At 40.4% G+C, this 23,662-nt stretch carries 27 protein-coding genes; 22 read left to right on the forward strand and 5 right to left on the reverse strand.

Annotated features, from left to right (window positions below; translation table 11 throughout):
* Nucleotides 1-23: 23 nt before the first annotated feature.
* From OW255_RS04115 to OW255_RS04200, 18 genes are all read left to right on the forward strand, one after another.
* Nucleotides 24-806 carry an OmpA/MotB family protein gene (locus tag OW255_RS04115; protein WP_024837165.1) on the forward strand — a complete coding sequence of 261 codons (783 nt, stop codon included), beginning with the start codon at nt 24-26 and terminating at the stop codon, nt 804-806.
* 18 nt (nt 807-824) lie between these two features.
* Nucleotides 825-1,844 carry a flagellar motor switch protein FliM gene (locus tag OW255_RS04120; protein ID WP_024837164.1) on the forward strand — a complete coding sequence of 340 codons (1,020 nt, stop codon included), beginning with the start codon at nt 825-827 and terminating at the stop codon, nt 1,842-1,844.
* Nucleotides 1,845-1,892: 48 nt separating this feature from the next.
* A complete protein-coding gene (locus OW255_RS04125; RefSeq protein ID WP_024837163.1) occupies nt 1,893-2,252 on the forward strand; it encodes a response regulator in 360 nt (119 codons plus the stop codon).
* Between the two features lie 24 nt (nt 2,253-2,276).
* A complete protein-coding gene (gene flgC / locus OW255_RS04130; protein ID WP_024837162.1) occupies nt 2,277-2,723 on the forward strand; it encodes a flagellar basal body rod protein FlgC in 447 nt (148 codons plus the stop codon).
* A 50-nt stretch (nt 2,724-2,773) separates the two neighbouring features.
* Nucleotides 2,774-4,138: a flagellar motor switch protein FliN gene (gene fliN, locus OW255_RS04135; protein ID WP_268115719.1), complete on the forward strand. Its 1,365-nt coding sequence runs from the start codon at nt 2,774-2,776 to the stop codon at nt 4,136-4,138.
* A 17-nt stretch (nt 4,139-4,155) separates the two neighbouring features.
* Complete coding sequence (locus OW255_RS04140; RefSeq protein ID WP_268115721.1) at nt 4,156-4,515, forward strand: flagellar biosynthetic protein FliO; 360 nt, start codon at nt 4,156-4,158, stop codon at nt 4,513-4,515.
* An 11-nt stretch (nt 4,516-4,526) separates the two neighbouring features.
* Nucleotides 4,527-5,189 carry a flagellar type III secretion system pore protein FliP gene (gene fliP / locus OW255_RS04145; protein WP_024837159.1) on the forward strand — a complete coding sequence of 221 codons (663 nt, stop codon included), beginning with the start codon at nt 4,527-4,529 and terminating at the stop codon, nt 5,187-5,189.
* 14 nt (nt 5,190-5,203) lie between these two features.
* Nucleotides 5,204-5,464, forward strand: a complete 261-nt coding sequence (locus tag OW255_RS04150) for a flagellar biosynthetic protein FliQ (protein WP_024837158.1) — start codon at nt 5,204-5,206, stop codon at nt 5,462-5,464.
* Between the two features lie 27 nt (nt 5,465-5,491).
* A complete protein-coding gene (gene fliR, locus OW255_RS04155) occupies nt 5,492-6,253 on the forward strand; it encodes a flagellar biosynthetic protein FliR (RefSeq protein WP_024837157.1) in 762 nt (253 codons plus the stop codon).
* Between the two features lie 24 nt (nt 6,254-6,277).
* Nucleotides 6,278-7,339: a flagellar biosynthesis protein FlhB gene (gene flhB / locus OW255_RS04160; RefSeq protein ID WP_024837156.1), complete on the forward strand. Its 1,062-nt coding sequence runs from the start codon at nt 6,278-6,280 to the stop codon at nt 7,337-7,339.
* Between the two features lie 41 nt (nt 7,340-7,380).
* Nucleotides 7,381-9,450 (forward strand): flagellar biosynthesis protein FlhA, encoded by a 2,070-nt coding sequence (flhA, locus tag OW255_RS04165; RefSeq protein ID WP_024837155.1) that lies wholly within the window; start codon nt 7,381-7,383, stop codon nt 9,448-9,450.
* Nucleotides 9,447-10,262, forward strand: a complete 816-nt coding sequence (locus OW255_RS04170; protein ID WP_331485777.1) for a sigma-70 family RNA polymerase sigma factor — start codon at nt 9,447-9,449, stop codon at nt 10,260-10,262. The genes flhA and OW255_RS04170 overlap by 4 nt, the downstream gene beginning before the upstream one ends.
* Before the next feature lie 16 nt (nt 10,263-10,278).
* A complete protein-coding gene (locus OW255_RS04175) occupies nt 10,279-11,082 on the forward strand; it encodes a flagellar hook-basal body protein (protein WP_024837153.1) in 804 nt (267 codons plus the stop codon).
* A 14-nt stretch (nt 11,083-11,096) separates the two neighbouring features.
* On the forward strand, nt 11,097-11,870 hold the full coding sequence (locus OW255_RS04180) for a flagellar hook-basal body protein (RefSeq protein WP_024837152.1): 774 nt from the start codon (nt 11,097-11,099) through the stop codon (nt 11,868-11,870).
* A gap of 33 nt (nt 11,871-11,903) precedes the next feature.
* Nucleotides 11,904-12,530 (forward strand): chemotaxis protein CheC, encoded by a 627-nt coding sequence (locus tag OW255_RS04185; RefSeq protein WP_024837151.1) that lies wholly within the window; start codon nt 11,904-11,906, stop codon nt 12,528-12,530.
* Nucleotides 12,523-13,005 (forward strand): chemotaxis protein CheD, encoded by a 483-nt coding sequence (locus tag OW255_RS04190; RefSeq protein ID WP_024837150.1) that lies wholly within the window; start codon nt 12,523-12,525, stop codon nt 13,003-13,005. Before OW255_RS04185 ends, OW255_RS04190 begins: the two co-directional genes overlap by 8 nt.
* Before the next feature lie 83 nt (nt 13,006-13,088).
* Entirely contained in the window at nt 13,089-14,000 is a 912-nt protein-coding gene (locus OW255_RS04195; protein WP_024837149.1) for a chemotaxis protein, read from the forward strand.
* A 1-nt stretch (nt 14,001) separates the two neighbouring features.
* Nucleotides 14,002-15,285: an EAL and HDOD domain-containing protein gene (locus tag OW255_RS04200; protein WP_268115723.1), complete on the forward strand. Its 1,284-nt coding sequence runs from the start codon at nt 14,002-14,004 to the stop codon at nt 15,283-15,285.
* Here the strand turns inward: OW255_RS04200 and OW255_RS04205 are convergent.
* Together OW255_RS04205 and OW255_RS04210 are read right to left on the reverse strand one after the other, a co-directional pair.
* Entirely contained in the window at nt 15,282-16,502 is a 1,221-nt protein-coding gene (locus tag OW255_RS04205) for a late competence development ComFB family protein (protein ID WP_268115724.1), read from the reverse strand. The genes OW255_RS04200 and OW255_RS04205 overlap by 4 nt on opposite strands.
* A gap of 24 nt (nt 16,503-16,526) precedes the next feature.
* A complete protein-coding gene (locus OW255_RS04210; protein ID WP_268115725.1) occupies nt 16,527-17,300 on the reverse strand; it encodes a ParA family protein in 774 nt (257 codons plus the stop codon).
* Between the two features lie 139 nt (nt 17,301-17,439).
* Between OW255_RS04210 and fliD the strand changes: the two genes are divergently transcribed.
* The 3 genes from fliD to OW255_RS04225 all read left to right on the forward strand — a co-directional run bounded on the left by fliD (nt 17,440) and on the right by OW255_RS04225 (nt 20,652).
* Nucleotides 17,440-19,797, forward strand: a complete 2,358-nt coding sequence (gene fliD, locus OW255_RS04215) for a flagellar filament capping protein FliD (RefSeq protein WP_268115726.1) — start codon at nt 17,440-17,442, stop codon at nt 19,795-19,797.
* Nucleotides 19,798-19,814: 17 nt separating this feature from the next.
* Entirely contained in the window at nt 19,815-20,183 is a 369-nt protein-coding gene (fliS, locus tag OW255_RS04220) for a flagellar export chaperone FliS (RefSeq protein WP_268115727.1), read from the forward strand.
* A 64-nt stretch (nt 20,184-20,247) separates the two neighbouring features.
* A complete protein-coding gene (locus OW255_RS04225; protein ID WP_268115728.1) occupies nt 20,248-20,652 on the forward strand; it encodes a hypothetical protein in 405 nt (134 codons plus the stop codon).
* Here the strand turns inward: OW255_RS04225 and OW255_RS04230 are convergent.
* Complete coding sequence (locus OW255_RS04230) at nt 20,644-21,369, reverse strand: C39 family peptidase (protein WP_268115729.1); 726 nt, start codon at nt 21,367-21,369, stop codon at nt 20,644-20,646. The genes OW255_RS04225 and OW255_RS04230 overlap by 9 nt on opposite strands.
* A 266-nt stretch (nt 21,370-21,635) precedes the next feature.
* Between OW255_RS04230 and OW255_RS04235 the strand changes: the two genes are divergently transcribed.
* Entirely contained in the window at nt 21,636-22,946 is a 1,311-nt protein-coding gene (locus OW255_RS04235) for a nucleotidyltransferase family protein (protein ID WP_268115730.1), read from the forward strand.
* Nucleotides 22,947-22,948: 2 nt separating this feature from the next.
* Here the strand turns inward: OW255_RS04235 and OW255_RS04240 are convergent, their stop codons facing one another.
* Together OW255_RS04240 and fliW are read right to left on the reverse strand one after the other, a co-directional pair.
* Nucleotides 22,949-23,200 carry a carbon storage regulator gene (locus OW255_RS04240; protein WP_024837140.1) on the reverse strand — a complete coding sequence of 84 codons (252 nt, stop codon included), beginning with the start codon at nt 23,198-23,200 and terminating at the stop codon, nt 22,949-22,951.
* Nucleotide 23,201: 1 nt separating this feature from the next.
* Complete coding sequence (gene fliW, locus OW255_RS04245) at nt 23,202-23,648, reverse strand: flagellar assembly protein FliW (protein ID WP_024837139.1); 447 nt, start codon at nt 23,646-23,648, stop codon at nt 23,202-23,204.
* Nucleotides 23,649-23,662: the final 14 nt, after the last annotated feature.

Raw genomic sequence — 23,662 nt, forward strand, 5'->3', positions numbered from 1 at the left:
AGATTAAAAAAACAGGTGGTTATATGATAAAGAAGGACAGGAAACAGGAAGAGCCTGGGGGATGGCTGGATACATATGGCGGTATTGTTACTCTGCTTTTATGTTTTTTTATCCTTTTATATTCTGTTTCTTACATTGACCAAAGTAAGTGGAAGATACTTGTGGGGAATGTAAACCCGGACGCAGCCGTAGGAGAGGGACAGGAAACTCCTTCGGCAGGAGCGCAGGGTGAGCCCGCTTCTGATACAGCTTCAGAGGCTGGTACAATCGCAGATTTTGACCAGCTTTCCATCGTGTTAAAGCAGGTGATTGAAGAACGGAATCTGCAGGATTCTATAGAGATTACCCCAGGAGATGACTTCACATTTATAGCATTTCGTGATAGAGTATTTTTTGATGGTGACGGCTCGGTTCTTCGCCAGGAGGGGAAAGAACTGCTTGATCAGTTTGCTGGAGTGCTATCAAGGGCAAACGGAACGATTAAAGAAGTTAAGGTGTTGGGACACACTTCTCAGTTCAATCCGGAGCGGCCTAACAATATCCGAAGTGACAGGATGCTTTCTGCCCAGCGTTCCGCAGAATTGGTCATTTATCTACAGAGCAGGAATGCTGTTTCTCCGGAAAAACTGGTGAGTATGAGTTTTGGTCAGTTTCGTCCTATCGCACCACTTGACACAGAAGATGGGGGAGAGAGAAACCGCCGTGTGGAGATCCTGATTACTCAAAGCAACAAAGTGGAGAGATCCCTGGAGGAATATTACCGCCAGGTATATCATCAGAATCAGCAAGAAACGGACAACAAATAAAAAGCGGGAGTGAAACAGATGGCTGAAGTATTATCCCAAAGTCAAATTGATGCACTGCTCAATTCCCTTCAGGGAGCAGATGAGCCGATCGATGAGATTGATAAAAAAGCAAATGATACAAAATACAGGAAGTATGACTTTTATAGTCCTAAAAAGTTTACCAAAGATAAACTGAAAATATTAAAGAGCATATTTGATAATTATTCCAGAATGGCTGGCTCTCAGATTAACGGTTTATTCCGCACATCAAGTGAATTGTCAGTCGTAACGGTTGAAGAGCAGCGGTATTATGAATTTGCCAATGCTCTCGGTGATAATGATGTACTTACCATCGTTAATGTAACGGTGCCAAATATTTCCCAGAGTCCGCCTCTTTTAATCAATGCCAGCATGAGCCTGATGTTAAGTCTTATTGACCGTATGCTTGGAGGTGTAGGGGAAGAAGCTGATATCGATGAATATTATACATATACAGAAATTGAGATGGCTCTTTACCGCAAGGTAATTCAATACTTAATTGGAGCACTGAAGGATTCATGGTCCAGTTATATCAACCTTAATTTCGTGATGGACAGACTAGAAGAAAATCCAGGCATGTTTCAGGAAATTGGCGTTGATGAAACCATTGTCATTGTGGTGATCGATGTGGAATTAAAAGAATGTACCGGCAGATTGAATGTCTGCATTCCAGGATCATTGCTTATGAACATATTCGAGATTATGGATAAGAAGAAACACAATGCACTGGGAGATGAGCTTAAGAGTCAGGATAACAGACAGGAAATCCTTAACAGCATTAAGAGTTCTGATCTTTTGGTTCAGGCAAAAGTGGGAGATGCTGTTATCACTCTTGATGATATTTATAATCTTCATGTGGGCGATGTCATCAATCTGAATACTCCAAAGGATTCGGATATTCAGCTTTATATAGAAAGCCAGCCGTGGTTTAAAGGCCAGTTGGGAGTTCATAAGCGGAATGTAGCTGTGCAGATTGATGATCTGATTGAAACGGGAAATTACCAGGCCAGTGAAAACTGAGTCAGGGATTATATAAAGTAACATAGGATAATAAAGGAGATGTTAAAAATGGCAAAAATATTATTAGTAGATGATGCAGCTTTTATGAGAATGATGATTAAGGACACGTTATCTAAGAACGGATATACGGATTTATATGAGGCTTCTGATGGAGTTCAGGCAGTACAGATGTTTTCAGAGATCAATCCAGATCTTGTTATCATGGATATTACCATGCCAAATATGGATGGACTTGAAGCGTTAAAGGCTATTAAGGCAAAATCACCAGATGCAGCTGTTGTTATGTGTTCTGCTATGGGACAGGAAAGTATGGTTATTGAAGCAATCAAATCCGGAGCAAAGGATTTCATTGTAAAGCCATTTAAGCCGGACCGTATTCTTAAGACAGTAACTGGCATTATCGGCTAAAGCTGATATTTGAGGAGGGTACATATGTCATTTTTGAGTTCTATGAACATAAGTGCGTCAGCAATGACTGCACAACGTCTTCGTTTGGATGTCGCATCTCAAAACATAGCTAATATTGATACGACCAGAACAGAAGCTGGGGGTCCTTATCGAAGAAAAATGGTAGTACTTGAAGCCAGAAACGAAAACAGTTTTAAGAAAGTACTTATGAATGCAGCAGGTAAAAGCTGGCAGCAGAGTACAGGGGGTGTCAGGGTCTCACAGCTTGTGGAAGACACTAGTCCTCTAAAGTCTGTTTATAACCCGGAGCATCCCGATGCGGATGAAAACGGCTACGTGCAGATGCCGAATGTGGATCTGATCAAGGAAACCGTGGACAGTATGTCTGCAACCAGGTCCTATGAAGCGAATATTACTGCATTTAATGCCATAAAGATGATGGCTTCTAAGGCGTTGGATATCGGGAAATAAGGCAAAATATGGCATAGAGGGCTAAATGAGTATAAAGGGAGAAAAGTTATATGGATTCGAAGAATTTTAGCGCATTTGAGATTGATGCCATAGGTGAAATACTAAATATAAGCCTGGGTGCCTCAGCCACTGCAGTATCTACCATGCTCAATGCCAGAGTTGACATAACTACACCAGTGGTCAGAGTATTAACAAGGGAAGAATTTGAAATATCAAATCTGGAGCCTGCAGTAGGCGTAGAAATTACATATACTGCTGGATTAAGCGGAAGCAATATTATGCTTTTAAAAAAGCATGATGTAAAGATTATCGTAGATATGATGATGGGAATGGAAACTCCGGAAGAAGAGTTTGAGTTAAATGAGCTGAACATCAGCGCCATCTGCGAAGTCATGAACCAGATGATGGGAGCATCAGCAACAGCACTCTCCGAGTTCTTATCAAAAGCAGTTAATATTTCCACGCCCAGTTCTTTTGAAATTGGGGACCTTGATGATTTTAAGGAAAAGTATTACGACAAAGATGAGGTCATGGTGGTCGTCGGCTTTACATTAAAGATAGCCGATCAGATGGAAAGTGAATTTATAAATGTTATGCCTCCAAGCCTGGCAAAGGAATTGGTAGGTGGATTTTTCACTGAGGACGATCAGGTATCAGAGCCTGAACCAGTGAGTAAGCCTGAACCAGTGCGTGAACCGGAAAAGCCGGCGGCAGGTTCGGGAGGGGGCATTCTTTCTCAGGAGGAGATTGAAAAGCTTTTATCAGGCGGTACAGCGAAGGAACCAGAAGTAGAGCCACAGCCCGTGGAAAAACCGCAGCCGGTTTCTGAATCGTCAGGCGGAGCGTTATCACAGGCTGAAATTGAAAAGCTTCTGGCTGGTAATCAGAATACTGAGCCTGCTAAAGTGGAACAGCCTTTAACAGCAGTACCTACAGCAGTACCTACAGCAGGAGGGCAGATGGCAGGAGCAGATCAAACAAACATGCAGAATCTGATGAATCAGTTACAGATGCAGCAGCAGATGATGAACCAAATGCAGCAAATGATTTCACAGCTTCAGGGTGGACAGCAGAATGCAGCGAAGGAAACGCATGATCCTAAAACAATCAATGTGAAACCAATTCCTCAGAAGAATTTAAATGATAGCGTTGGTAATTACGAAGAACAGGAAGAAAACAGAGAGTTAATTATGGGAGTGCCCCTGGAGGTTTCCGTAGAAATCGGAAGAACCAGAAAACTGGTAAAGGACATTCTTGAATTTACGAAAGGCTCCCTTGTGGTTCTTGATAAACTGGCTGGAGATCAGGTGGATTTATATGTAAACGGCCGCTGTATAGCAAAAGGCGATGTCGTAGTAGTAGATGATAATTTCGGTATTCGAATTACAGAAATTGTAAAAGGGAATATCCAGTAGAGAGGAAGTGGCAGTCGTTGAACAGTATAATTAGTCTGGCATCGGTATTAATTCTCACGATTTTAATTTTGTACTTAAGCTACATATTTACAAAGAGTCTTGGGAAGGGCATCGGGTTAAAGCGCGGGGGTACACATATGCAGATGCTGGACAGGCTTCCGCTGGGGCAGGATAAGGCGGTTGCTATTGTTCAACTTAGCAGTCATTACTATCTTATTGGTATTGCAGCTTCTCAGATTACACTTCTGGCTGAAATACCGGAAGAGGAAATAGATTTAGAAGGGTATGAATCCTCACCGCTTTCCGGCGCTGAGGGTTATCTCGATTTTAAAAAACTACTTAAGAAGTATTCAGACAGACACAAGAAAGATGAGTAAGGAGGAACAGAATGAATACAGATGCCTTGATTAATATCAATGGGGGCCGAATGCCAACGCTTGAGTTGTTTCTCATTCTGACCATCATTTCGTTGATGCCTTCTATCTTAGTGATGATGACATCCTTTACAAGGATAGTCATTATCTTGTCTTTTACAAGAAATGCTCTGGGAATCCAGCAAACGCCGCCAAATATGGTTTTGGTGGGAATTGCATTGTTTTTAACCCTGTTTATCATGGATCCGGTGATAAAGGATATCAACACAAATGCTTATCAGCCCTATCTGAAAGAAGAGATAAAACAGGAAGAAGCCATAAAACGAGCAGAGGTTCCCATGAAACGTTTTATGCTAAAGCAGACAGAGACCTCCACGTTAAATGTTTTTACTGATTTATCCAAAATAGAAAAGCCTGAAAACTTAGAAGACCTTCCAATGACCGTAGTCATTCCTTCCTTTATGACCTCTGAGCTAAAGAGAGCATTTACCGCAGGATTTATGATTTTCCTGCCATTTATGCTTGTGGATATCATTGTATCCAGTACGCTAATGTCCATGGGTATGGTAATGCTTCCGCCAGCAATGATCTCACTTCCTTTTAAGCTCCTTTTATTTGTGACGATCAATGGCTGGGAGCTATTGTTTACGAATCTGGTTAAAAGCTTTCATTACTGACGGGAGGAATTAAAATGACAGAAGTTGCACTTAGCAGTCTGATGTATGAAATGTTTGGGGCAGCGGTAAAGCTTGCAGGTCCCGTTTTAATTGTAAGTATGATCATTGGTATCGTAATATCCATTTTGCAGGCAGCAACCCAGATTCACGAACAGACCATCACATTTGTGCCAAAGCTGTTGGTAATTGGACTGATGCTGCTGATCATGGGAAGCAATATGATGGACATGCTTTGTGATTTTACAATACGTATTTTTAATACCATGCTGGGGTAGGGAAAAGCGACAGAAAGGAAGAATTCAATGCCGGAAATAGGACAGATTATGCTGTTTTCCCTGATTTTTATGAGAATGTCAGGATTCATTCTGCTGAACCCTATTCTGGGAAGAAAGAACATCCCGGTACAGGTAAAAGCCGGAATGGTCATGGTGTTCACGCTTCTTATTTACTCCTTTTCTTCCGCACAAGTACCGGAGCCAGTCAATTCCATTGAATATTCCGTGCTTCTCATGAAAGAGTTTGCTATGGGGTATGCGATCGGATTTGTAATTGATCTCTTTTTCTTAGTCATTACCTTTGCAGGCTCCGTAATTGATTACCAGATGGGACTTTCCATGGCTACGATCTTTGATCCGCAAAGCAATGCTCAGATCGCTTTAAGCGGCAGCCTTTACCATACGTATTTCATGCTGTTGTTTTTCGCAGTTGACGGTCACCTGGCACTTTTTAAGCTTTTGATCACATCGGCTGAATTTGTTCCTTATGGTCAGGTGGTTATAGGCCCTCAGGTAGCATGGGCAATGATTGAGGTGTTTATCCAATGCATGATCATGGCTGTTAAATTTTCATTTCCAATCGTGGCTATTGAGTTTCTGGTGGAAATTGCTGTTGGTATTCTGATGAAGATCATACCGCAGATCAACATATTTGTTGTTAATATACAGGCAAAGCTCATTGTTGGCTTATTAATGCTTATTTTCTTATTTTCACCCATGTCAGATTATTTGGGTGACATTATAAGCCAGATGCTTTTAACGGTGCAGCATATTATCAAGCTATTATAAGTGCAAAGGATGTGAGGAACGAAAATGGCAGATAGTTCAAAGACCGAGAAGGCCACGCCGAAAAAGCGGCGGGACGAACGAAAGAAAGGCCATGTTGCAGTCAGTAAAGATGTGGTAATGATATGTTCTCTTCTTGGAACATTTGTAATGTTAAAGATGCTGTTTCCTCTCATTTACCGAACCATGCGGGACTTTATGATAAAATATATCAGCCTGGCTCCAATGGCTGAAACACTTTCTGACCATACGAAGCGGGCATACTTAGACATGGCTACAGCAGTTTTAAAGGGGGCAGTCCCCATCGTGGTTGTTTCCATGGTGCTGGCAATCCTCGGAACAGCATTGCAGACTAAATTTATATTTACAAAGAAGAATATGGTACCTCAGTTTAGCAGGCTGAGCCCCTTAAAAGGGATAAAGAATATGTTCTCTTTGAAAAGCCTGGTGGAGCTAACAAAGAATTTAATAAAAATCACACTTTTGATTGTAATTTTATATCAGATCATTATGGGAGATTTAAGGGGCGTTGCCAGAACCATTGATATGGATATCCGGGATTCCGCAGTTTTTGTACTTGATTCTGTCATGAGTATGGTATATAAGGTCTGCATTGTATTTATAGCGGTAGCGGCCTTTGACTATTTTTATCAATGGTGGGATTATGAACGCCAGATTAAGATGTCAAAGCAGGATTTAAAAGAAGAATTTAAACAGACAGAGGGTAATCCCGAGATCAAGGGAAAGATCCGAAGCATTCAGAGAGAGCGGGCCAGATCCCGTATGATGCAGGCGGTACCCACTGCAGACGTTATTATCCGTAACCCCACCCACTACGCAGTGGCCCTGCGTTACGATCTGGAAAAGGACAATGCTCCAATGCTGGTTGCCAAAGGCCAGGATGAGCTGGCTCTCAGGATCGTGGCAGTTGGTGAGGAACATGGAGTATACGTACTGGAAAATAAACCTTTGGCCAGAGGTATTTTTGCCAGTACTCAGGTCGGGGCGGAGATTTCTCCGGAGTATTATGGTATGGTTGCAGAGATTCTGGTTTATGTATACCGTATGAATAACAAAATCATCGAATAGAAAAAAGCAGCAGAGATACTTGAAAGAAATGGTGTAAAAGAATGAAGAACTTACTGAAAAATTCCGTAGTAGTATTTGTCATTATGATTGTACTTCTGTTGATTATTCCATTGCCTCCGTTCTTTATGGATGTAATGATTATCATAAATATATCCCTGTCCATGATTATCTTGCTGATAAGCATGAACATTAGAGAGCCATTGGAATTTTCCATATTCCCTTCCCTGCTCTTGATTACTACCCTTTTGCGTCTGGGATTAAACGTGTCTTCCACCAGAAATATTTTGGCGAACCACGGGTCCTCAGGACAGGTAATCAAAGCATTTGGTGACTTCGTTTTACAGGGAAATATTGTTGTTGGTTTTATCATATTCATTATCATTGTTTTGATGAACTTTCTTGTTATTACCAAAGGTACGGAACGTGTATCAGAAGTAGCAGCCAGATTTACTCTGGATGCCATGCCTGGTAAACAGATGGCCATAGATGCAGATTTAAGTTCTGGTTTAATCGATGAGCAGGAGGCAAAGCTCAGACGATATAAAATCCAGAAGGAAGCCGATTTCTACGGAGCCATGGATGGTGCCACCAAGTTCGTAAAGGGAGACGCTATCATGTCTCTTATTATCGCAGCGGTAAACTTTATCGGTGGCGCGGTAATTGGTATGGTTCAGGCTACTATGCCATTTTCCGAGGTAATGACGGTATACAGCATTGCTACGGTAGGTGATGGCCTTGTCAGCCAGATTCCCTCCCTATTAATTGCAACAGCCACCGGTATGATTGTAACCAGAGCGGTATCCGAGGGCAGCTTAAATGAAGATGTATCCTCCCAGTTCACCGCACAGCCAAAAGCAATTATGCTTACCGGATTTGTTATGGTAATACTTATGCTCGTGCCTGGAATGCCTAAGGTACAGCTGGCTCTTATGGCAGTTATGCTTGTTGCTTCCGGTTTTCACCTTGAGAGGAAAGTAAAACAGTCAGCTGTCAGGGACCAGATGCTAGAAGCCACTCAGGCAGTCGAGGAAGCAGCTCAGCAGCCCTCTGATGAGGAATCCTATTACCGTGATGTCAATAATGTTTATTCTTTAATTAATGTTGAACCAATAGAGATGGAATTTGGTTACAGTTTAATCCCGCTGATTGATGAGAGCAGCGGCGGAAAGATGATTAACCGTATCGTTATATTCCGCAGACAGTACGCCCAGGATATGGGATTTGTAATACCATCTGTTAGATTGAGAGACAGTTCCAGCTTAAACACCAATCAGTATGTGATTAAGATCAGAGGAGAAGAAGTGTCTAAGGGCGAAATTCTGGTAGATTATTATCTGGCCCTGGAACCTCCAATGCTATCTGGAGAAGTAGATGGAATTGAAACCGTGGAACCTGCCTATGGAATTCCAAGTAAATGGATTCGCCCTGAGAATAAGGAGATGGCTGAGATTTACGGGTATACGGTTATTGATCCGCTGTCTGTTATGCTTACTCATCTTTCAGAGACCATCAAGCAGCATGCATATGAACTGCTTGGACGCCAGGAGGTCATGCAGCTGCTAGATAATGTGAAGAAGCATTCAGCAGAGCTGGTTGATGAACTGATCCCCAGCCAGTTTACATATGGAAATCTTCAAAAGATCCTTAATAACCTTTTAAAAGAGGGCGTGCCCATTAAGGATATGGAGACAATTCTTGCGACAATTGTAGATTCCATCCCTGTCACCAGGGATATCGATGTTATAACTGAAAATATTAGAATCGCCTTAAAGAGAACGATTACAAGAATGTTCTGTGACGGAGGGCAGATGAAGGTTCTAACCCTGGACGCGGATTTGGAGAAAAATATCATCAGCAGTATGGCAAAGGGCGAACAAGGAGTGTATCTTGCCCTCAGCCCTGATGTAATGCAGTCGGTAATCGGACAGATGGGTGAACACATCAAGAAATTCAGTGATTTAAATCAGAAGCCGGTCGTTTTAACAAGCCAGGTGGTCAGACTGTATTTTTATCGTTTGATTGAACAGTTCTATCCCAATGTATATGTCCTTTCGTTTAATGAGATTGCAAATAATATTCAGATTCAGGCAGTCGGAAATATTACCGTTTGACAGGATTTTATGTCAGAAAGGCAGTGTTAGTCGGAATGGAACAGGATTTTAGCCAAAGCACCAATGAAGAGTTACTAATTAAATATAAGCGGAGTAAGGATATTAAAATCAAGCATGAGCTGGTAATGCGTTATATGTATATGGTCAAGAGCATATCCATTCAAATGCGTGATGTATATTTAAGCTTTGCTCAGGTGGAAGACATTGTAAATGAAGGTGTGCTTACAATCATGAGCGGGATTGAGAAATTTGATCCTGAGATGAATGTAAAGTTTGAAACGTATATTTCCAAGCGGATACGCGGTATGATTATTGACATGGCAAGAAAACAGGACTGGATTCCAAGAAGTGTGAGGAAGAATGCCAAGGATCTTGATAATGCTGCCATGGAATTGTGCAACCGTCTTGGCCGTTTTCCAACACCCAAGGAAACCGCAGACCATATGAATATCAGTCTGGAAAAGTATCAGGAGGCCGTAGGCAAAACCAATATTTACAGCGTGCTCTCCTTAGATATGGTTTTAGAGGCCGGAAGTGAGAATAAAAAGGTGCTTCAGCTTCCCGCCATCAATGAAAATGACCAGCCGGAGGACCATTATCTCCAGGAAGAATTCAAGCAGGTTCTTGTTTCTGCCATAAATAATTTAAAAGAAAATGAACAAAAGGTTATTTCTTTGTATTATATGGACGAATTAAATATGAAGGAGATTGCTCAGGTTATGAGTGTCAGTGAGCCCAGAATCTCCCAGATTCATTCGAATGCCATACAAAAGCTAAGGCTTTATTTGACCAATTTTATAAATGGGAAATAAGGAAGGGGATAAAAATATGTTTCATGGGTTTTATAATCTGGCGTCTGGAATGCTATATCAGAACCGGAACTTGAATACAATCAGTAATAACATGGTAAACGTGAGCACCCCAGGATATAAGTCAGATCAGATGGTCAGTACCACATTTAAGGACGAATTGCTCTACCGCAATGGAAATCGTAACAAAAGCAATCCCACCCAGATTGGTTCTGTCTCCATGATACGTTCTGTAGGAGAAACCAAAACCAGCTATAATCAGGGCAATGTAGAAGAAACAGGCAATAACCTGGATTTTGCATTGACACAGCCTGGTTTCTTTGCCGTTCAGGATAAAGACGGTAACCGGCTCTATACGAGAAATGGTTCTTTTACCACAGACCAGGAAGGTTATTTAAGCTTACCCTCTATCGGAAGAGTACTTGGTGAAGATGGAAATCCCATTGAGATGACCTCAGACCGTATTTCCGTAGATCAATCAGGAAATATTTATGAGGTACCGGTAAAGGGGTTAGGCGGTGAGGAAGAAGGAACATCATCCGAAGAAACAGAGCCAGTACTTCTTGGAAAAATAGGCGTCTTTAACTTTAATGACTATACCCAGTTGGTAAAAGGAAACAATGGAACCTTTAAAGCAACAGAAGACGGTACAGCAGTGAATGGCGGAATTCAGTGGAAATCCCTGGAACGGTCTAACATTGATCCCATTGATCAGATGACAGCGATGATGACCAGTCAGAGGGCATCTCAAAGTGCAGCCCAGGTACTTAAAATGTATGACCAGCTTATGGGAAAAATCGTAAGTGATATAGGCAGAATCTAAGGGAGGAATATCCGATGAATCAATCTTTTTACATAGGAGCATTGGGGGCAATGAATCAGCAGACAAAACTGAATATTGTGTCCAATAATATTGCAAATGTCAACACCGTTGGTTTTAAACCTCAAAACGGTGTATTTTCTGATTTAGTATATGAAAAAGTGAGAAATGCCAAAGGTGAAAATGGTGCCATGTCAGGAAGCGGTACCAGAATAGAGACTGTAAAGTCAAATATGAGTACCATGCCATATACTGAAACAGGTCTTGATAACGATTATGCTATTCCAGGAGAAGGATTTTTCATGTTAAAGGATCCGGTGACCGGAGAAGTCACTTACTCAAGAGATGGCCGGTTTCAGCTTGCAAAGACAGAAGATAAGTTCTATCTTGTAAACACAGAAGGAAAGAGGGTCATGAACATGGATCAGGAAGAAGTATCCTACGATGTGAAACCAGCTTCCTATCCTGAAAACCAAGAAGACGCAGAGGATGAAGAGAAAGAAGAGCTAAACGAGGGAGAGCACGATCCCAAGGCAATTGGTGTCTATACATTTTCAAGAATGGACGGTCTTCAGGATGTAGGCGGAAATGCTTTTGTAGCTTCTGCTAAAAACGGTGATCCCATACTTCTTGAGAAAGCAAAAGTAGTAAAAGGGGCTCTGGAGAGTTCAGGCACGGATTTTGCCCTTGAAATGACAAGAATGATGGAGGCGCAAAGAGCCTATTCCTATGCACTAAAGATGGTACAGACTTCAGACGAAGTAGAAACCACAATCAATTCGCTGCGATAAATATCGTAAGCGTTAAGGAAAGAGGGCGATGAAATGAAAATTAGACGTTATGATGAAATGAATGGATTGGGCCTTGATTTGATTCGTGAAATAGGCAGCATTGGAACAGGAAACTCTGCAACAGCGTTATCATCCATGCTTGGAAAATCCGTGAGAATGACACTGCCGGATGTCCAGATCCTTGGTTATAACGAAGCCATTCAATTCCTTGGTGATCCGGAAGAAATTGTCGCGGCTATTCTTGTAAAGATGACAGGTGAAATCAACGGACTGATGCTGTTTATTCTGAAGCTTGATTTTATTAATGAAGTGCTTAGCAGCGTTCTGCAGAAGGAAATCGAGGATTACTACCAGCTGAATGTACTTGAAACCTCTGCTCTTGAAGAAATTGGAAATATCATAATTTCATCTTATGTTAGTGCCATGTCAACCTTAAGTGAGGTAACCATAAACTTATCCGTTCCTGACATAGCTGTTAACATGTTAGGTGGAATTTTAAGTGTACCGATGGTAGAATTCGGTTATCAGACAGATAAAATGATGATGATCAGCGGCCAGTTTGTGATTGGCGGAAAAGTACTTCACAGTGACCTCCTCATGATGCCGGATATTGAATCACTGAACTTTTTAATGGAGAAACTGGGGATTACGAATGGATAAGCAAATTACAGTAGGGATCGCAGATATGAAGTTTGCCAGACAGGAAGGGACTCTTATTACATATGCACTTGGTTCTTGTATCGGCATCAGCTTATATGATCCCATGATTAAGCTGGGAGCTCTCGTACATATTATGCTCCCGGAAGTGTACGGCACTGGTGATGGCAATATATTTAAATATGCAGATACCGGTCTTAATGAGACCTTTCGAAAGATAGAGGTTCTGGGGGCCAGAAAACCTCGTTTGGTAGCAAAGATAGCTGGCGGAGCCAAGATGTTCGAGCTGCAGGGAAACAGCACTCTTGGTAATATTGGTGCAAGAAATATAGTCAGTGTAAAACAGATATTAAAAAATGCTGGTGTCAGATTGGCTGCGGAGGATGTAGGCGAAAATTATGCCCGCACCATGTCAGTTGATATCAGCACCGGGGCGGTAAAGATTCGTACCTATGGGAGAGCGGAAATTGTTTTGTAAGCATTATGAACCAGCAGAAAAATGTCGATAAGTAGGTAAGCAGTTGTTTTTGCTGGATTATATTGGGATAAAGGAGAAAGAGTATGGCAGAAACAGAGATTTTGTTAGAATCAGGGACCAATGAAATTGAGATAATGGAATTTACCATATATGGTGAGTTGTATGGTATTAATGTTGCTAAAGTACGTGAAATTATGATGTCAGAGAAGGTAAAGCCTATTCCGCATTCCCATCCTTCCGTAGAAGGTATTTTTAAACCCAGGGATCTCTTACTTACAGTCATTGATCTTCCTCACTATCTGACAGGAAGTGTTTCTGAGAAGCAGCCCAAGGATTTATTTATAGTTACCAACTTCAATAAATTACATATTGCATTTCGTGTCCATAGTGTGGTTGGTATCAGCCGTATTTCCTGGGAGAGCATTCAGAAGCCTGACGACACCATCAGCCGCGGAGAAGAAGGCGTAGCCACTGGAATCGCTCAATGCGGAGATAATCTGGTTACCATACTGGACTTTGAAAAAATTGTTGCAGAGATTGCACCAGAAACAGGAATTCAGCTGGACGAGATTAATAAACTTGGAAAAAGAACAGAAGTGAATTATCCTATCTTAATTGCAGAGGATTCCATTCTTCTTACAAAAATGATTGAGACTGCTCTTAAGAAAGCCGGTTATGAAAACTTAATGTTCAAGAATAATGGACAGGAAGCATGGGATTATCTGGAGAAGATCAAGGATGATTCTGATTTAAAAGATAAGGTAAATCTAATTATTACTGATATCGAGATGCCTGTAATGGATGGACACCGTTTGACCAAGCTGGTTAAGTCCGATCCTAAGCTGAAAGAGATACCATTGGTTATTTTCTCCTCCATGATCAATCAGGAATTAATGATAAAAGGAAAACAATTAGGAGCAGATGAGCAGCTTAGTAAGCCTGAGATTGCACACTTGGTTGAGGTAATCGATCATCTGATTCAAAGGAGGGGATAAGATGGATAAATATGTCACTCGTCAGCCCATTAAGGCTTTGAAGGAGGACAGGATCGTCGGATATGAAGTGTTGTTTCAGAAGGACTATAATTCCATTTACAGCAGTTCCGACGTGGCGGTAGCGGATACCATTTCGGATTTCCTCATGCAGAACTCCGATAACTTTGCAGATGATAAGCTCACTTTTGTAACTTTTACTCCGGCTTTGCTGTTTCGTAATACGCCAAAGATTTTTGATAAAGAAAAGATGGTAATCCAGATTGAGGATCATGTGATGATACACCCTCTGGCTCCGACCATTATTCGAAAATATAGAGCAGAAGGTTATGAGTTCGCTATTAATGATTTTCAGTTTTCTCCAAGCTTCTTCTCTATGCTGGATTTTGCAACTTACATAAAAATAGATATCGGAAATAAATGTGACTCCAAAGAGAAAATCTCTCTTATTAATCTCGTTAATACCATGAGGGGACTGGACAAAAAATGTATAGCAACCGGCGTCAAGAATAAAGAGGATTATGATCTGGCTCTGGAGATTAATGCAGACTTTGTAGAAGGTAGCTACGTTGCCGAGGCCCTGGCCAAAAAGGTAAACCGCATGGAATTTCTTCAGGGGAACTTCTTTCAGCTGGTTGTAGAGGTATCAAAGGACGAGCCTGATATTGAACAGATTGAAGAGATTATCAGCCGTGACGCTGCCCTCAGCTATGCCCTGCTAAAAATTGTAAATTCCGCATACTTTGCTTTGCGCCGGAGAGTATCTTCCATTCGTCAGGCGCTGGTAACCATGGGAATCAGCCAGTTAAAACAGTGGGTATATCTTTTAAGCTTTAATAACGATTCTCATCATGATGAGGCTTTAGAAGCGGTCATGAAGCTTTCATTTTTAAGAGCCAATTTTGCAATGGCTCTCTCTGATCATGTGAAGGACTTTCCAATTATAAGGTCTGAAGCTTATATGATGGGTATGTTTTCGACCCTCCAGTATTTAATTAACGCACCTTTAGATGAGATTCTGGCTGAGATACCAGTTGCCGAGGAAATCAAAGCCGCATTAATTAATAAAGAAGGAATTTGTGGAACGCTCTATAAGCTCATACTCAGCTATGAAAATGCAGAGTGGAAGAATGTAAAAGCAATGTCTGATGAATTAGGGCTTCCTTCCGGATTTTTAGCCCAGACCTATATGGATTGTGTCGAAGCTGTAAACGGCATATGGAACAGTCTTACCATCAGTGCAGAACAGGAAGCAGACTTAACAGAAGAAAGAAAAACCCACGCCTAATGGTGTGGGTTTTGTTTTACCGTGAAGCAGGCTTTTGTTATTTCTACAATTACCTGTTGGGAATAACGATTCATGTAAAAATTCAAAAGAGGTGACGCAGTAGGTGGTTTCACCACAACATACTTTGGCGGAAGGTTGGTCAAAGTCAGTGCTGTTATATCTGCAATGCAATGTCCACAGCAACAGATACCAAACTTTGCTGCATATTCATGCACCTTACTTTGAACCACATGCTCCATAACATTCAAATATTTAAATGTTGGCATTTCAGGCTCAGAGGCTGATGCGCTTTCCTTGCTTTCCATAGCCTCAGTCTCTGGTGATGGATTCTTCTTTGGCTCTTCAAAGTCTGTTTCAATGATTTTTACTTCAGAAGCAGTAAGGATCATTGGAGCGTCCTCATTATCATCGCTTATATTTTGTTTTAAATCAGATCCGCTTTCAGAATTACCAAAGGTTTCCGTACCGCCAGTGGAGTTGGCATTGCTTGCATTATTATCATCAGCTACAGTATTTGTCTGGTCGTTCCTGGTTTCAGTCATGGGATTTTCTGATAACTCTTGTTCTGGAACTATTTTTTCAAGATTCTTACGATCGTCAATAGGGGCCTCAGTTTTTAGTTCTTCTGACCCAATTCCTGTAGATTCAATTCCGTCAGTTAATGCTTTCTCGTTAATTGTTTCCTCAGATCCAATTCCTTCAGCTATCGTTTTCTCAGCAGTTGTTTCTCTATCTCCAATTTCTTCAGTTACTACTTTTTCAGCAATTGTTTCTTCAGCGTCTATTTCTTCAATTTCAGCTTTTTCTACATCAGTTTTACCAGCTTCCGTTTTTTCGGATTCGGCTTTTTCGCCCACAGTTTTTTCTATTTGAGTATTTACTGCCTCAGTTACATTGTTTTCAATAGCCGTTTCTTGTGAAGAATCAGTGTTGATTCCTTCCTCTTCTTCTAACTGCTGTCTGATCATCTCAGAAACCGGATCAGGTGAGGAAGAAGACATATCTATGATTGATATAGGGGAGGGCGATAATGGTCCCTCCTGTGTTTGAATGGAAGCCTTGTGAGCCAATACTGTCAGCTCTTTTATCGTTTCAGAAGAATCTGTATTCAGACTGGCTGCCTGGTTTTCCTTTGCTGCTTCTGATTTGGAGGATTCAGGTTCATCACCCGCCAAAAGATTCATTACATGAGCTGTCTTGCTGCTTTTTCTGGCCATTGTCTCATACCCCTCTCATATATACTAATTTTTACGCAGCCTGATCCGTTCTAGAACTTCCTCGACCAAAGCTTTGTAATCCAAAGCTGGATTGGAACGGGGAGCATAGTCCAAAAGGCTTTCTCCCTGAGCAGGAGCTTCCGCTACGCTGACGCTGGAGCGGATATGAGTGTCAAACACAACGGTACCAATCTGGGCAGCGATATTCTCAGCCATTTCCTTAACTTCCCTGGAAAGGAGTGTTCTCGGGTTATATTTATTAAGAAGAATACCTAGAACATAAAGATCCGGATTCACAGAGGTACGGACTGTGTTAATGGTATCTTTTATCTGGGATACTCCAAGCAGGCTTAGGATTTCTGGCACCATAGGAATTACCAGATAATCAGCCGCAGCATATGCATTGACCGTAAGAATATTAAGAGCAGGAGGTGTATCAATAATAATATAATCATAGTAGCCTGCTACGGTAGAGAGAATATTTTTCAACATGCTTTCCCTCTGCTTCCCGGTAAATTCCAGCTCCGCCCCGCTAAGGAGTATGTTGGATGATATAACATCACAATACTTTGCTGGCCGAATGGCTTCCTGCAAAGTTGCAGTTCCTTTAAAAACTTCATATATGGTAGCGCAGGATTCGATCTCAAGTCCAAGGCTAAAGCCCAAGTTGCCCTGTGGATCTAAATCAACTGCCAAGACTCTTTTTTTCTTCATAGCCAAACCGCAGGCAAGAGAGCAGGAAGTGGTTGTTTTACCTACGCCGCCCTTTTGATTTGTAATGGTAATTACCGTTGACAAGTTCTATTCCTCCATTCGTAATTTGAGATAATACTATTATCTTTAGTATACAATATGTCGATAAATAAGTATAGCAAAAACAAGAAAAAAACCGATTTTTGACGAAAATCGGATGTGGATATAAGAAAGGAGTTTATGTATGGCATCAGTATCAACGACAAATAAAACCAGCGCAGCATCATCCATTCGTGGTTATGGCGGTCTTGCCAGCGGACTGGACAGAGATACTCTGATTGAAGGAATGACAGCGTCCACCAGAGCTAAGATAGCCAAACAAAATAAGAGCAGGCAGACGTTACTCTGGAAGCAGGAGGCATATCAGTCTGTGAGTTCCAAATTAGTGCAATTCGCCAAAAAGTATACTTCCTATACAAATTCTGCAACCAATCTATCCAGTGCAAGCTTTTGGTCAAAAAGCGATATTACTACAAGTGGTGCTAACAGTAAATACGTAAGCGTTACAGGAAGTTCTGCTATCTCAGATTCCTTATCCATTGTGGGAGTAAAGCGTATGGCACAGGATGCGTATAAGGTTTCCAAAGACTCTGTTAGCAACAATACTCTTAGTACTGGATCCATTGATTTTGGAACGGTAGATGTCAGCAATTTAGAAGGAGAATATCTGACCTTTGAGTATGGAAGTAAGACATATAGCGTAACACTACAGTCTGGAAAAGACAGTGACGGATATATATTTGATTACTCTGATACAGAAAAGGCAGTAGAGTCTATGAATCGCTCTCTAAAGAAGGTATCTATTGGTAATGGAAAAACTTTAGCTGATGTAATAGACGTATACTCTGACACTTCCTCAGGTACTGCAAGGGTAAATATGAAATCAAAAGATACTGCTGGTAATACTTTACAAATGGATTCAGGAAGTACTTTGGCACTAGATGCGCTTGGCTTTAAAGATTTTAAAGATATGCCCGTAACAGATCGAATAATAGGATCTGGTGGATTTTCAAATGCAGTTAAGGCTAATGGGCAAACTCTTACTACACCTAAAACTTTCATAGAGAGAACCGGAGACAAAAATATTAGTTTTACATACAATGGAGTTACAAAATCCATTAAAATGGGAAATAATTCAAATATTGATGAGTTAGCAGCTGATTTAAAGAATAAGTTGGCGCAGCAGTTTGGATCAGGTAGAATTGATGTAAAAGCAGATGGAGACAAATTAGTATTTAATACTTTAATTGCCGGAACTACAGATAAGGATGAAACTTCTGTGCTATCTATTGCATATGCAGATAAAGGGGTTTTGGGAATCCATGGTGCATTAGGTGATTCAGCAGATAAATCCAATCGATTGAATTTAAATTCTCCATTAAAAGAGTCGGGGCTATTGAGCATGTCAGGTGTTACAGGAGACGGCCCATTAAATTTAAAAATCAATAATGTATCAATAACAGGATTAACATACAATAGCTCCATGAACGAAATAATGCAAAAAATCAACTCTTCTAATGCAGGTGTAAAAGTTAGTTATTTATCAAGCTCAGATAAGTTTACATTCCAATCCACAGTAGAAGGAGCCTCAGGTAAAATCGAATTCAGCGATGATGCATTGACTCTTTTTGGTGATGATGCGGCGTTTAATTCAAAAGAAGGTATAGATGCGGTTATCGCAGTAAAGTATGGAAAAGGTGAAACGCAAGAATTGGTTCGTGGTAGTAATACCTTTAATTTGGAAGGACTTAATATTACCGTAAGCGGAACGTTTGGTTATAAGAGTGACGAAACTTTAGATACAAGCTCAGATCCAGTTACGTTAAGTGCTAAGGCAAACAGTGATCAGATTGTCTCAACAATTACTGATATGATAAAAGATTTTAATGAAATTGTTCAATTAGTTAATGATCAGGTAAGCACAAAACCTAATCGTGATTATTCCCCTTTGACTGATGAGCAAAAAGAGAGCATGTCAGAGGATCAGATTAAAAAATGGGAAGAGAAGGCAAAGGCGGGAATTCTTTTTAACGATTCAGATCTTAGATCCTTGTCTGATAGTCTCCGTTTCATTTTTGACGCGGGATCAGATGATAAGGCCTTGCTAAGCTCTTTTGGTATTAGTACAAGCGCCGATTATAGTGATAAAGGTAAACTGGTATTAGATGAAACCAAGTTCCGAGCCGCTCTTGAGAAAAACCCGGAAGATTTAAGAAAATTGTTTACTAAAAAAGCTGATACTTCCACAGGAGAAACTGATGGCTTCATGGCTAAGCTCACTAATGTAACCAATAAATATGCTTCTACTACAGGTGCTACCAAAGGTATATTAATTGAAAAAGCTGGTTCTACTTATGCACCAACAAGCGTTTTATCAAATTCTTTGCAGAAGTCTGTTGATAGCATTGATGCTTATATCAAAAATCTTCAAGCTCAGTTAAAAGCAGAGACAGACCGATATGTGAAGCAGTTCACAAACCTGGAAAATGTAGTATCTCAGATGAACTCCCAAAGCAGTTGGCTCAGTTCATTCGGTGGTTAGGAATGGCGGTGTAAATAATGAATATGAATGGATACCAGCAATATAAAGAGCAGTCAGTTAATACTATGACGCCGGGGGAGATGCTGAATCTTTTATTTGACGAATTGTTAAAGCGTTTGACAAGAGCGGATCTGGCTTTAGAGAAAAAGGACTATGAATCTTTTGAACAATCCATTCAGCGGTCAATTGATATTGTAATTTATCTAAAAAACACTTTAAATTTCAATTATGAGATTAGTGGAGAGTTAAAACGACATTACGATTTTTTCCTTTTTGAATTCAGTAGAATTAAAGCAGGAAGAAATCGACAGGTCATTGCAGAGGTACGTCCTTTGATTGTTGATTTACGGGATGCATTTAAAGAAGCTCAGCGACTAAGCAGTTAAATAAGGCTGGAGAGGTTATCCTCTCCAGCCATTTATAAATAAGACGAGTATTCAGGAGGCAGATATGGAAGATGGGATGCTGATGGAAATATTAAAAGAGATGCAAAAGAAATATCAATGTATTTCTGAAATAGAACGAATTACAAGGGATATTGGAGATGCATTGTCCAGAAACGACAGGACATCAGTTCAGATATTGCTTGGAATGCGTCAGGATGAGATGGATAAAGCTGATATCAATGAGAGAAATATAATACACCTGTTGTCTTATATGGCGCCTGGTGAAGCGGATCAGATTGCCAGATGGATGAATGGAGAGCAAGAGAATATACCTGATCATCCATTCATCAGGAAGCTGGCAGAAAAGGGCAGCAGTATACGAATGCTGCTTAAGCGGACCATAGAACTGGACCGCCATATCAGCATACGTCTGGCAGGAAAAGATTCCTACTATCAAACATTACCCTGAAACATCGGGAAGACCGATCGCCCATAGAGGGCCTCCATTAGAGGCACGATGGTTCAGCTCCTTTAAGATAATTCCGGGATCCCAGTCTATGGAAGTATTTCCATAGCTGTTTGGATCAGCAATTCTTACCTTTCCGTCCTCCGTCATGCGGGTTATAATTAGAAAATGCCCGCGTTGCGTAAAGTGCCCTCTACCAACTAATGCCACCACCAGATGGCCAGAATTAAGAGCCTCCTGAATGCCATTCACCGAATAATCCCTAATTGGGGCTGCTTCTATTCCAAATGCAGAAGAAGCGTGCGGTATCAAACAATGGTAGGAGCCATCTCCTGGGGCCCAGCACCTATTAGAGGCTGCCCAGTTTGCTGCATCTGCCGGAAGCACCTGATTTCCAGTCAGGCTGGTAATCAGCATTGCCATAATGGTAGGGCCGCAACCATAGATCGATAAGGAATCTTTTCCGCCCCAAAGATAATTTCCCCATCTGGAATCACCTTGATTATAGTACGTAAGAGGTCCGGCCACGCTATCAAGCATTACATCATATTTACCCTCTTGCGGAATCTCTGCTTCTTCAAAGCCATTACCTATCAATTCCTGAGTAATGCTAATTGGCTTTGGCAGTTCTGCACTTTGTGTATTAAGAGAAAATGATGTTGATAATGGTATGGTAGTTAAGAGAAGTGTTTTAAGCATGATATTATAAAATCCATTCACTGAATTCACCTTTTCTATCAGAAATTTATATCCAAGTATACAATATCTATCGTACATTTCCATACTAAAGTTAAGATATTTATATAAAAACCGATATATAAGTGTAAGATGTAACCTTCTGTGCGTAACAATAGATGTTTTTAGCTTGAATAAACAAAAGAGTGCAATCATCAAGATCTTGTGATCATGAATATAATATTGAGATAGATTGATACATGATTTGCTGATAAGGTTTGTACCTTCGCAATAAAGGATGGAAGTGTGTAATGAGAAAAGGATACGAGGAACGATACTTAATAACCATACTATCTTCTGTTATGAATCAAAAGACAACACCTGAGCCAATGCGCCAGCCGGACTGGGAAAAGATGTTTCGGCTTGCGGATTTTCACCACGTTGCTCATATTATTCATTACGGAATTTTGGGATTAGATGAGATAATCCCTCAATCTGTACGCAATCGTTTTTTTGAAAAATATTTAGAAGCAGTCCACCGCACAGATCGATTAAGAAAGGTGGAAAAGCAGCTTAGATCATTATTGGAGCGGGAGAAAGTTAACTGTTTTTTTATAGATTATTTGGAGAATGTTAAAAGCTATCCCATTGAAGAAATGTGCTGCCAGGAATATATTGAAATTGGTTCTGATAAAAAAGGTACAGAAATAATCGCAAATAAATTGCGAATCCGGGATTTTGTAGAAAGACCACAGGATGAAGATGGCTATCTCTATTACCGGATACCAGGTATCAAAGTGTTTTTCTATAATTATACTGTTTTTTTAAGCAGACCCATGCGAAAGTTCTATAAGATGATGTTACATGGGATACCCTGCAAAGAGGGATACAAGTATGTCAAAGAGATGAATCCTAATGACCAATATCTCTTTTATATGTGTAGATTGACAGATCACTATGCTAAAGGCGAAATCAGCATGAACCAGATTATAGATTTCTGGTTTTTTTATAAACGTTATGCGGAAGAGTTCTCCTGGAAATATATTTATGAACGGTTAAAAAAGTTAAAGATCGAAGTCTTTGCTGAAAAAATGGAGTATTTGGTACTTCGATGGTTTGGAGCTGGAGCCGGTGCAGACTTTACGGAAGTTTATGATGCCATGGAATCTTATATCTTATCAAAAGGAGAGGAAGGGAGAGAAATCAGCTCTCAATTTCTTCCGCTTATTAAAACAGTAGCAGACTGTTATGCTCGTAATCGAAGAGCTGAACAATTTCAAAAACTATTAGAATGGACATTTCCAGATAGAGAGTATATGGAGACTATTTATCCTGAATTAGAGAAAGCTGGAGCTTTACTGCCTTTATTTTGGATATTCAGGCTGGCCAGGTACGGGTCACGATTATTTTATCATAGATTTTTTGAAACGTATTTCTTGAAGCCTGTGAATAAACTTAAGGAGTTCATTCAAAATATATCAATTGTCAGGTTCGTATATAAAAAGCTTAGGGGATCTAAAGAGAAGAATAGTGATATAGAGACAACTGCTTCAGAAGAGATAACAGTTAAAAACAGTGATACAGAAGAAGATATTAAAGAAGAAGCGGAGGAACTGAAATAATTTCAGTTGTCTCCGCTGTCTTTTTTTATTTTTAATAATTCATTTATTTTAGATATTGATCCTGGGCTCAGAGAGACGGCTGCAGCTTCCTTATTTGCAGAAGCAGCTTCAATCAATTCTGAACGTAGTATAGACACATCTCTAGGGGCATCAATAGCAAGTTTTACCCAGTCATTCCCCATATCCAGAACAGTGATACAGATGTTATCGCCAATCTTAAGTTCCTGACCTTTTTTTCTTTGAAGGATAAGCATGTTAATTCTCCTTTTTTACGAAATCTTTCACTGGATGGCGAAATTTATAAAGTACGTTATCTAAAATAACCTGACGAGCTTCTCTGGTATCTGTATTTACTGCGATAGGACATTTTAAATTTACTGTACTATTTTCCATAGATTCATGTATGACACAGATAACATAGTATGAAATGTTGTCTTCATTATAAGAGACATCTAATAGCTTTTTATCCTCATCTGATAATACAGGCATATATTCTGCATAAAGCTGAAAGGGATTCATGAGTATAAAAGAGATGGAGGCATCTTCTACAGATTGAAGAGAGATAAGGGCATCACTGTTATCCTCAAAAGCTAAAGGTACGTAATATTTTAAATCAGCAAAGCCAAATAGTCCATCAGAAAAATGGATGAACTCTTTCTCTGAACAAGAAATGGTACCAAAATATTGTGTTTTGATTTCCATAGAAACCTCCGGGA

Source organism: Lacrimispora xylanolytica, assembly GCF_026723765.1.
GTDB classification, from domain to species: domain Bacteria; phylum Bacillota; class Clostridia; order Lachnospirales; family Lachnospiraceae; genus Lacrimispora; species Lacrimispora xylanolytica.

Coding starts and splice junctions, on each gene's coding strand:
- OW255_RS04115 (WP_024837165.1), top strand. CDS start 24: ATGATAAAGAAGGACAGGAAACAGGAAGAGCCTGGGGGATGGCTGGAT.
- OW255_RS04120 (WP_024837164.1), top strand. CDS start 825: ATGGCTGAAGTATTATCCCAAAGTCAAATTGATGCACTGCTCAATTCC.
- OW255_RS04125 (WP_024837163.1), top strand. CDS start 1,893: ATGGCAAAAATATTATTAGTAGATGATGCAGCTTTTATGAGAATGATG.
- flgC (WP_024837162.1), top strand. CDS start 2,277: ATGTCATTTTTGAGTTCTATGAACATAAGTGCGTCAGCAATGACTGCA.
- fliN (WP_268115719.1), top strand. CDS start 2,774: ATGGATTCGAAGAATTTTAGCGCATTTGAGATTGATGCCATAGGTGAA.
- fliP (WP_024837159.1), top strand. CDS start 4,527: ATGAATACAGATGCCTTGATTAATATCAATGGGGGCCGAATGCCAACG.
- OW255_RS04150 (WP_024837158.1), top strand. CDS start 5,204: ATGACAGAAGTTGCACTTAGCAGTCTGATGTATGAAATGTTTGGGGCA.
- fliR (WP_024837157.1), top strand. CDS start 5,492: ATGCCGGAAATAGGACAGATTATGCTGTTTTCCCTGATTTTTATGAGA.
- flhB (WP_024837156.1), top strand. CDS start 6,278: ATGGCAGATAGTTCAAAGACCGAGAAGGCCACGCCGAAAAAGCGGCGG.
- flhA (WP_024837155.1), top strand. CDS start 7,381: ATGAAGAACTTACTGAAAAATTCCGTAGTAGTATTTGTCATTATGATT.
- OW255_RS04175 (WP_024837153.1), top strand. CDS start 10,279: ATGTTTCATGGGTTTTATAATCTGGCGTCTGGAATGCTATATCAGAAC.
- OW255_RS04180 (WP_024837152.1), top strand. CDS start 11,097: ATGAATCAATCTTTTTACATAGGAGCATTGGGGGCAATGAATCAGCAG.
- OW255_RS04185 (WP_024837151.1), top strand. CDS start 11,904: ATGAAAATTAGACGTTATGATGAAATGAATGGATTGGGCCTTGATTTG.
- OW255_RS04190 (WP_024837150.1), top strand. CDS start 12,523: ATGGATAAGCAAATTACAGTAGGGATCGCAGATATGAAGTTTGCCAGA.
- OW255_RS04195 (WP_024837149.1), top strand. CDS start 13,089: ATGGCAGAAACAGAGATTTTGTTAGAATCAGGGACCAATGAAATTGAG.
- OW255_RS04200 (WP_268115723.1), top strand. CDS start 14,002: ATGGATAAATATGTCACTCGTCAGCCCATTAAGGCTTTGAAGGAGGAC.
- OW255_RS04205 (WP_268115724.1), bottom strand. CDS start 16,502: ATGGCCAGAAAAAGCAGCAAGACAGCTCATGTAATGAATCTTTTGGCG.
- fliD (WP_268115726.1), top strand. CDS start 17,440: ATGGCATCAGTATCAACGACAAATAAAACCAGCGCAGCATCATCCATT.
- fliS (WP_268115727.1), top strand. CDS start 19,815: ATGAATATGAATGGATACCAGCAATATAAAGAGCAGTCAGTTAATACT.
- OW255_RS04225 (WP_268115728.1), top strand. CDS start 20,248: ATGGAAGATGGGATGCTGATGGAAATATTAAAAGAGATGCAAAAGAAA.
- OW255_RS04235 (WP_268115730.1), top strand. CDS start 21,636: ATGAGAAAAGGATACGAGGAACGATACTTAATAACCATACTATCTTCT.
- OW255_RS04240 (WP_024837140.1), bottom strand. CDS start 23,200: ATGCTTATCCTTCAAAGAAAAAAAGGTCAGGAACTTAAGATTGGCGAT.
- fliW (WP_024837139.1), bottom strand. CDS start 23,648: ATGGAAATCAAAACACAATATTTTGGTACCATTTCTTGTTCAGAGAAA.